The sequence below is a fragment of the Streptomyces angustmyceticus genome (assembly GCF_040701845.1).
GTDB lineage: Bacteria > Actinomycetota > Actinomycetes > Streptomycetales > Streptomycetaceae > Streptomyces > Streptomyces angustmyceticus_A.
Genome location: NZ_JBFBHQ010000035.1, coordinates 43559 through 51188, shown reverse-complemented (window position 1 = coordinate 51188; position 7630 = coordinate 43559). Strand labels below are relative to the sequence as shown.

The 7630-nt window shown below is 73.9% G+C and carries 10 protein-coding genes; 8 read left to right on the top strand and 2 right to left on the bottom strand.

The genetic code is table 11. The annotated features are described in order from the left end of the window. Positions 1 to 362 precede the first annotated feature (362 nt). The 3 genes from AB0411_RS35745 to AB0411_RS35735 all read left to right on the top strand — a co-directional run bounded on the left by AB0411_RS35745 (position 363) and on the right by AB0411_RS35735 (position 3411). Complete coding sequence (locus AB0411_RS35745) at positions 363 to 1961, top strand: ABC-F family ATP-binding cassette domain-containing protein (RefSeq protein ID WP_366421406.1); 1599 nt, start codon at positions 363 to 365, stop codon at positions 1959 to 1961. 335 nt (positions 1962 to 2296) lie between these two features. Beyond that, the gene (locus tag AB0411_RS35740; protein ID WP_006606369.1) at positions 2297 to 2518 is read left to right on the top strand and encodes a helix-turn-helix domain-containing protein; all 222 of its coding nucleotides are present in this window, start codon (positions 2297 to 2299) and stop codon (positions 2516 to 2518) included. Positions 2519 to 2631: 113 nt separating this feature from the next. Next, positions 2632 to 3411, top strand: coding sequence for an enoyl-CoA hydratase/isomerase family protein (locus AB0411_RS35735; protein ID WP_366421405.1), 780 nt, complete (start codon positions 2632 to 2634; stop codon positions 3409 to 3411). A 50-nt stretch (positions 3412 to 3461) separates the two neighbouring features. Here the strand turns inward: AB0411_RS35735 and AB0411_RS35730 are convergent, their stop codons facing one another. Beyond that, a complete protein-coding gene (locus AB0411_RS35730) occupies positions 3462 to 4187 on the bottom strand; it encodes a hypothetical protein (protein ID WP_366421404.1) in 726 nt (241 codons plus the stop codon). Positions 4188 to 4408: 221 nt separating this feature from the next. Between AB0411_RS35730 and AB0411_RS35725 the strand changes: the two genes are divergently transcribed. From AB0411_RS35725 to amaP, 5 genes are read left to right on the top strand one after another with little or no spacing between them, the layout of a single operon-like run. Next, a complete protein-coding gene (locus AB0411_RS35725) occupies positions 4409 to 4870 on the top strand; it encodes an Asp23/Gls24 family envelope stress response protein (RefSeq protein ID WP_366421403.1) in 462 nt (153 codons plus the stop codon). Positions 4871 to 4906: 36 nt separating this feature from the next. Beyond that, positions 4907 to 5104, top strand: coding sequence for a hypothetical protein (locus AB0411_RS35720; RefSeq protein WP_086717251.1), 198 nt, complete (start codon positions 4907 to 4909; stop codon positions 5102 to 5104). A gap of 6 nt (positions 5105 to 5110) precedes the next feature. After that, the gene (locus tag AB0411_RS35715; protein WP_366421402.1) at positions 5111 to 5503 is read left to right on the top strand and encodes a hypothetical protein; all 393 of its coding nucleotides are present in this window, start codon (positions 5111 to 5113) and stop codon (positions 5501 to 5503) included. Beyond that, a complete protein-coding gene (locus tag AB0411_RS35710; RefSeq protein WP_366421401.1) occupies positions 5500 to 6165 on the top strand; it encodes a DUF6286 domain-containing protein in 666 nt (221 codons plus the stop codon). The genes AB0411_RS35715 and AB0411_RS35710 overlap by 4 nt, the downstream gene beginning before the upstream one ends. A 7-nt stretch (positions 6166 to 6172) precedes the next feature. Next, positions 6173 to 6778, top strand: a complete 606-nt coding sequence (amaP, locus tag AB0411_RS35705; RefSeq protein WP_366421400.1) for an alkaline shock response membrane anchor protein AmaP — start codon at positions 6173 to 6175, stop codon at positions 6776 to 6778. Between the two features lie 94 nt (positions 6779 to 6872). Here amaP and AB0411_RS35700 read toward each other — a convergent pair whose 3' ends face one another. After that, complete coding sequence (locus AB0411_RS35700; RefSeq protein ID WP_366421399.1) at positions 6873 to 7628, bottom strand: SDR family oxidoreductase; 756 nt, start codon at positions 7626 to 7628, stop codon at positions 6873 to 6875. Positions 7629 to 7630 lie beyond the last annotated feature (2 nt).

The following is a 7630-nucleotide window of genomic DNA, read 5'->3' as shown; positions in this document are numbered from 1 at the left end:
GGGTGTCCGGACGTAAAGCGAAGCAGTCCGGACACCCACCCGCGCAGGCCCGTCACCGGCACCCGACAGCCCCGCGCAGCGGACCCGCCCGCCGCCAGGCGCCACGCCGGGACAGCCAAAAACGGAGCGGAGGCCAAGCGCAGCGGCCCCGCAGCGGGCGACAAACGGCGAGCAACCCCCACGGCGGGCCAGCCAAAAACGTGGGCCACAGGCAAAGCGCAGCGAACAGGTGGGAGGAAAACGACTTGCGTGCGGCCGTTAGACTGCCTCCCATGGCAGTTCTCCCCCGGGTTCATTAGACGGCGCAGCCCGCTTTCGGACCGTCTGTCCAATCCGCCGTCTTCCTGCCCTGGAGTTTTTCCGTGATCACCGCCTCCGGCGTCGAGCTGCGTGCCGGCGCCCGCGTCCTCATCGAGTCCGCTTCCTTCCGTATCGCCAAGGGCGACCGCATCGGCCTGGTCGGCCGCAACGGCGCCGGCAAGACCACTCTCACCAAGGTGCTGGCGGGCGAGGGCATCCCCGCCGCCGGGTCGGTCACCCGTGGTGGCCAGGTCGGCTATCTGCCGCAGGACCCGCGCACCGGCGACCTCGACGTGCTGGCCCGCGACCGCATCCTGTCCGCCCGTGATCTGGACACCGTGCTGCGCAAGATGCGCGAGAACGAGGACCGGATGGCGAACGGCAAGGGCGCCACCCGCGACAAGGCGATGAGGAAGTACGAGCGTCTGGAGACCGAGTTCCTCACCAAGGGCGGGTACGCCGCCGAGGCGGAGGCCGCGACCATCGCCGCCAGTCTCGGGCTGCCCGACCGCATCCTCGGCCAGCCGCTGCACACCCTTTCCGGCGGTCAGCGCCGCCGCGTCGAGCTGGCCCGGATCCTGTTCTCGGACTCCGACACCCTGCTGCTGGACGAGCCGACCAACCACCTCGACGCCGACTCCATCGTGTGGCTGCGCGACTACCTCAAGACCTACCGCGGCGGCTTCATCGTGATCTCCCACGATGTCGACCTGGTCGAGACCGTCGTGAACAAGGTGTTCTATCTGGACGCCAACCGCTCGCAGATCGACATCTACAACATGGGCTGGAAGCTCTACCAGCAGCAGCGCGAGGCCGACGAGAAGCGCCGCAAGCGCGAGCGGGCGAACGCCGAGAAGAAGGCCGCGGCGCTCAACTCCCAGGCCGACAAGATGCGGGCCAAGGCCACCAAGACCGTCGCCGCCCAGAACATGGCCAAGCGCGCCGACAAGCTGCTCGCGGGCCTGGAGGCGGTGCGGGCCTCCGACAAGGTCGCCAAGCTGCGCTTCCCGGACCCGGCGCCGTGCGGCAAGACGCCGCTGACCGCCGAGGGCCTGTCGAAGTCCTACGGCTCCCTGGAGATCTTCACCGACGTCGACCTGGCGATCGACAAGGGCTCCCGGGTCGTCATCCTGGGCCTCAACGGCGCGGGCAAGACCACCCTGCTGCGGCTGCTGGCCGGCGTAGAGCAGCCGGACACCGGTGAGGTCCGCCCGGGCCACGGCCTCAAGCTCGGCTACTACGCCCAGGAGCACGAGACCCTGGACCCGGACCGCACGGTCCTGGAGAACATGCGCTCGGCCGCCCCGGACATGGACCTGGTCGCGATCCGCAAGACGCTGGGCTCCTTCCTCTTCTCCGGTGACGACGTCGACAAGCCCGCCGGGGTGCTCTCCGGCGGCGAGAAGACCCGGCTCGCCCTGGCGACCCTGGTCGTCTCCTCCGCCAATGTGCTGCTCCTCGACGAGCCCACCAACAACCTCGACCCGGCCAGCCGCGAGGAGATCCTCGGCGCGCTGCACACCTTCACGGGCGCGGTGGTCCTGGTGACGCACGACGAGGGGGCCGTGGACGCGCTGTCGCCGGAGCGGATCATCCTGCTGCCCGACGGCGTCGAGGACCTGTGGGGCCAGGACTACGCGGACCTGGTCGCGCTGGCCTGACCGCGGCGGTTGGATCATGCCGCATGGATCATTCGGCCGACGTGTGATCCATCATCTGAGTGAGAACGGCTCGTACATCGGCGAGTCTGCGGCATACGGCCGGGCCCCTGGGGCCCGGCCGTCACCATTTCGGCGGCATACCACCTGACCTGCCACTTCTCGCGCAAAGCCGGGCGAGAACGGCCTTCCACCAGGGCGGAATGTGGCATTCCGGCCCCGGTGGGCGGCCGCCGGACGGCAAAGGATGTCGTACTGACCTTGCGGAATGGGTGGCCAGGAAGCCGGGGAGGGGTGATCATGAGAGTCCAGAGCGCACTTCCCACGAGGAGGCACGGGTGGCCGAGACTCTGAAGAAGGGCAGCCGGGTGACCGGCGCCGCGCGCGAGAAGCTCGCGGCAGACCTGAAGAAGAAGTACGACTCCGGTGCGAGCATCCGGGCGCTGGCCGAGGAAACCGGCCGCTCCTACGGATTCGTGCACCGGATGCTCAGCGAATCCGGTGTGGTCCTGCGCGGTCGCGGCGGAGCCACGAGGGGCAAGAAGGCCGCATCGGCCTGACGGCTGCGACTCCGGGTGCAGCGGTGTCCCCCCGGTCGACCGAGCGGTCGACCGGGAGGTTACCGTTCAGTCACTTACGCACGCAGGTGCGGCTGGCTGACTCGGAGGCGCTCATGACTCTGCTGGACAAGGACGGTGTGCGACTCACCGTCGACGGTGCGATCGCCACGGTGACCCTCGCCAACGCGGCGAAGCGCAATGCGCAGTCACCGGCCATGTGGCGGGCGCTCGCCGAGGCGGGCTCGCTGCTGCCGGGAAACGTGCGGGTCGCGGTGCTCCGCGGTGAGGGCAAGTCCTTCTCCGCCGGCCTCGACCGCCAGGCGTTCACGCCCGAGGGCTTCGACGGCGAGCCGTCGTTCATCGATCTGGCACGTGGCACCGACAGCGCGCTGGACGCCACGATCGCCGAGTACCAGGAAGCGTTCACCTGGTGGCGGCGCAACGACCTGGTGTCCATCGCCGCCGTACAGGGGCATGCCATCGGCGCGGGCTTCCAGCTCGCCCTGGCCTGCGATCTCCGGGTGGTCGCGCCCGACGTCCAGTTCGCCATGCGCGAGACCAGCCTGGGACTCGTACCGGACCTGACCGGTACCCACCCCCTGGTCGGGCTGGTGGGCTACGCCCGGGCGCTGGAGATCTGCGCCACGGGGCGCTTCGTGCACGCCGAGGAGGCCGAGCGGATCGGCCTGGCCAACCTCGTGGTGCCCGCGGAGGAGCTCGACGCCGCGGTGTCCGACCTGGCCGCCGCGCTCACCGCCGCGCCGCGGGACGCCGTCATCGAGACCAAGGCCCTGCTGGCCGGCGCCGCGGGCCGCACCTACGAGGAGCAGCGCAGTGCCGAGCGGGCCGCGCAGGCGCGCCGGCTGCGCGACCTCGCGGGCGTGGGGGAGTAGCCCCGCCGCATCCCTTCCACCGACGGGCGTCCTGCCGGCCGGGGCGCCCGTCAGCGCTGCTCCACGGCGGTGACCAGCACGGCCACCGTCGACGGCGCCGCCGGCGCGGCCGCCACCGCCCGCCGCACGGCGCAGGAGACGTCCAGCGCCCGGTGGCCCGGCGCGGTCGCCAGCTGGATCAGCACATGACCGTCGGTGCGCCGCACCGGACGGGACAGCCCGCCGAGCACCGGTGCCAGGCGGGCCACGCCCGGCACTCCCCGCGCGACGGCGGTGATCCCCGCCGGACCCTCCTGCGTCGCCCCGCTCCGGGCGTCCTCCGCAGGGGCGGCGGCCGGCTCCTCCGGCCGGGCGGCGGGCGGCGGTGGCGATGCCTCGTCCTCCGCCAGCAGCGCGCTGACCTGCAGATCCACCACGCCGACCACCAGTCCCAGCTCCCGGACCGACGCCTCCAGCAGCGCGGTGCGCACCTGGTCGGCGACGGCGGGCAGCGGCCGGCCGGCGACCGCGGCGAAGTCCGCCTCGATCCGCAGCGGGCCGGGCGGCAGAGCGCTCGGCGGGGCCGGCACCGCGGGTTCCGGGGCCCGGCCGGGGTCGGCGACGGACAGCCGCAGCGTCCCGACGCGGACGCCGGCCGGTGTCCCGGCGGCCGCCCGCAGCGCCCCCGCGGCCGCCTGCTCGGTGATCCACGAGCCGTCCGCGGGCCCGCCGAGCGGCAGCACCCGGCCGATCCCGAGCTGCGCCCGCACCGACTGTGCCCACTGGTTCGCGGCCACCGCGTCACCCCTTTCCCGGCAGAGCCCGGACCTGTTCCCTGACCCGTTCCGGACCACGCCCCCAGCCTGCCGCAGACCGGCCCCGGCGGCAGGGCGGTGTGCCGGACACCGCCGTACGGAGCACTCGGCTGCCGCATCCCTGGGGCGGTCCGTGGCGACCGGACCTACTGTGGGCAACGAAGCGGGCGGACCGTTTCTCCTCGCGGAAAGGGACGACGGCGATGAGCGAGAGCCAGCAGCACGCAGAGGGGACGCGGACCCCCGCCAGACGGGGTGGCGGCGATCCCGCGACCCGTGGGCGGACCACCATCGCCGACGGTGTGGTGGAGAAGATCGCCGGCCTGGCGGCCCGGGAGGTCCTCGGTGTGCATGCCATGGGCAGCGGCCTCGCCCGTACGCTCGGCGCCGTCCGCGACCGGGTCCCCGGCGGCGGCCGGTCCGCGACCGCGACCCGTGGGGTCAAGGCCGAGGTCGGCGAGGTGCAGACCGCGCTGGACCTGGAGATCGTCGTCGACTACGGCGTCGCCATCGCCGATGTCGCGCGCTCCGTGCGGGAGAACGTCATCTCCGCGGTGGAGCGGATGACGGGCCTGGAGGTCGTCGAGGTCAACATCGCGGTCAGCGACGTCAAGCTGCCCGACGAGGAAGACGAAGAAGAGGGAGCGGAGCCGAGGCTCCAGTAGCCGGGTCCGTCCGGAGTGGTAGCGAAGGAGCGCACGATGAGCATGGCCGTGGTCGGCCTCTTGGCCGGTATGGCGCTGGGCTTCGCCGGATACTTCGGCGGCTTCGGCGCCTTCGTGCTGGTGGCGGCGCTGGGCGCCATCGGGTTTGTGGCCGGCAGACTCCTGGACGGGGATCTGGAAGCCGGCGATTTCTTCCGTCCGCGCGGCAGCGGCCGCGACGACCGGCGGCGGTGAGGCCGGGTGGCGACGGTGTCCCCGGTCGCCGCTGCCGCCGGCGTACCGGCGGGTGAGCGGGGCGCGACCAGAATCGCGGACCGGGTGGTGGCGAAGATCGCCGCCCGCGCCGCCCGGGAGGCGCTGCGCGGGCAGTCCCCGCAGGCCGGTACCGATGCGCATGCCACGGTGACCGTCCACCGGCGCGACGACCGCCGGCACTTCGGCGAGGCGCGGGTGCGGATCGCCGTGGAGCTGGGCTACCCCTCCGACATCGGCGCCCAGTGCCGGGCGGTGCGCCGTCAGGTCACCGAGCGGGTCACGGCGTTGGCGCACATGGAGGTGCCCGAGGTCGCCGTGGACGTCGAGCGGCTGCACTCCCCGCTGCTGGAGCGCACGGGCCGCGGGAGGGTGCGATGAGCGACGACACGCAGCAGCCGGACACCCGGCGGCTGCCCACCCTCGACCCGGCGCCCGATGCCTCGGCCGAGGGCGCCGGCGGCCCCCCGGACGAGGCCGCGACGGACACCGCCGGCGGCGGGCGGGCCGGGCGCTTCTGGTCGGCCCGCCGGGTGCCGGCCGCCGTGGTCGCGCTGGTGCTGCTGGCCGCCGCGGGGCTGCTGCTCTACGACGTGGTCGCGGTGCGCGCCCACCATCCCGCGATGGCCTGGCGCCGGTGGCTGGCCCGTGAACTGGCCACCCGTCACCTCGACACCCCCTGGGTGCTGGCCGCCGCCGCGCTCGCCCTGGTGCTCGGCATCTGGCTGATCGTGCTGGCCGTCACCCCCGGGCTGCGCCGGGTGCTGCCGATGCGGCCGACCGCGCCGGACCTGCGGGCCGGGCTGGACCGGGCGGCCGCCGCGCTGGTGCTGCGCGATCGCGCCATGGAGGTCGCCGGTGTCCAGTCCGTACGGATGAAGGTCAGCCGCCGCAAGGCCAAGGCACACACCGTCTCGCACTTCCGCGGGCTGGACGAGGTCCGCGCCGACCTCGGCGTCGCGCTGGGCGAGGGCCTGCGGCAGCTGGGGCTGGCGCACCGGCTCGGCCTGACCGTGCACGTCCGGCGCCCGAAGAAGAGGTGAGCGAGCGATGCGCAGGATCAGCACAACGGTCAACCGGGTACTGCTCGGGGTCGTCGGCGTGGTGCTGCTGGGCACCGGTGGCCTGGTGCTGCTCGGCGGGCTGAACCTGCCGGCGAAGGAGCACCTGGACCTGCCCGCTCACTGGCCCTGGTCCCGCCCCGGCGACGTCCTGCTGTCCGCGCAGCAGCGCACCCGCTGGACCGGCCAGGGCTGGTGGTGGCCGAGTGTGATCGCCGCTCTGGCCGTCCTCGTGCTGCTGATGCTGTGGTGGCTGCTGTCGCAGCTGCGGCGGCACCGGCTGCACGAGATCCTCGTCGACAGCGGCGACGGTGAGGGCGCCACGCTGCGCGGCCGGGCGCTGGAGGGCGTCCTCGCGGCCGAGACGGAGGCGCTGGACGGCGTCGACCGGGCCGGTGTGCTGCTGACCGGCCGCCGGCGCGAACCACGGGTGCGGGCCCGGCTGGCCCTCGCGCCGCACGCCGACCCGGGGACCGTGGTCCGGCGCCTGTCCGACGAGGCGGTGGCGCACGCCCGCCGCTCGGCCGGCCTCGACCGGCTGCCGGGGGACGTCCGGCTGCGCGCGGTCAAGCACCGGCCCGAGCGGGTCAGTTAGGCGAACCGCGGTAGATCTCCGGCCGGCCGGCCCCGCGACGCGATCCGGCCCGGCCCTGCGACAAGTCCCGGCCGGCCGCGCGGCGGGCACCCCGTCAGAAGCCGTGCAGGGCCCCGCCGTCCACCGGCACCATCACCCCGGTGACGTACGACGCGGCCGGCGACAGCAGGAACGCCGCGGCCCGGCCGAACTCCTCCGGCTTGCCGTAGCGGCGCAGCGGGATCGCCGCGGAGTTGCGGGCGCGGGTGCCCTCCGGGTCGCCGGAGAGCGCGTCGAGCTGGGTCATCCGGTCGGTGGCGATCCGGCCGGGCAGGACGCCCAGGACCCGGATGCCGCGCGGGCCCAGCTCGTCGGCGAGCGACTTGGCGAAGCCGGCGAGGCCGGGGCGGAGCCCGTTGGAGATGGTGAGGCCGGGGATCGGTTCGTGCACCGAGCCGGACAGCACCAGGCCGATCACGCCGCCCTCCGTCAGCTCGGCGGCGGCCGTGCGGGCCAGCCGTACCGCGCCGAGGAAGACCGACTCGAAGGCCTGCTGCCACTGGTCGTCGGTGTTGTCGAGGGCGCTGCCGGGCGGCGGGCCGCCCACGCTGACGAGCACGCCGTCCAGGCGGCCGAAGCGCTCCCGGGCCGCGGCCACCAGGCGGCCGGGGGTTGCCGGGTCGGCGTTGTCGGCCGCCACTCCCAGGGCGCGTTCGCCGAGCGAGGCGGCGGCCGCGGCCGCGCTCTCCTCGGTGCGCCCGGAGATCACGACATGGGCGCCGTCGGCGACCAGCTCACGGGCGGTGGCGTAGCCGAGGCCGCGGGTCGCCCCGGTGACGAGGTACGTCCGGTCGGTGAGTCCAAGATCCATGG

Bases quoted from the DNA above. Each gene is read 5' to 3' on its own strand.
- AB0411_RS35735 (WP_366421405.1), top strand. From the start codon at position 2,632: ATGACTCTGCTGGACAAGGACGGTGTGCGACTCACCGTCGACGGTGCG.
- AB0411_RS35725 (WP_366421403.1), top strand. From the start codon at position 4,409: ATGAGCGAGAGCCAGCAGCACGCAGAGGGGACGCGGACCCCCGCCAGA.
- AB0411_RS35720 (WP_086717251.1), top strand. From the start codon at position 4,907: ATGAGCATGGCCGTGGTCGGCCTCTTGGCCGGTATGGCGCTGGGCTTC.
- AB0411_RS35710 (WP_366421401.1), top strand. From the start codon at position 5,500: ATGAGCGACGACACGCAGCAGCCGGACACCCGGCGGCTGCCCACCCTC.
- amaP (WP_366421400.1), top strand. From the start codon at position 6,173: ATGCGCAGGATCAGCACAACGGTCAACCGGGTACTGCTCGGGGTCGTC.
- AB0411_RS35700 (WP_366421399.1), bottom strand. From the start codon at position 7,628: ATGGATCTTGGACTCACCGACCGGACGTACCTCGTCACCGGGGCGACC.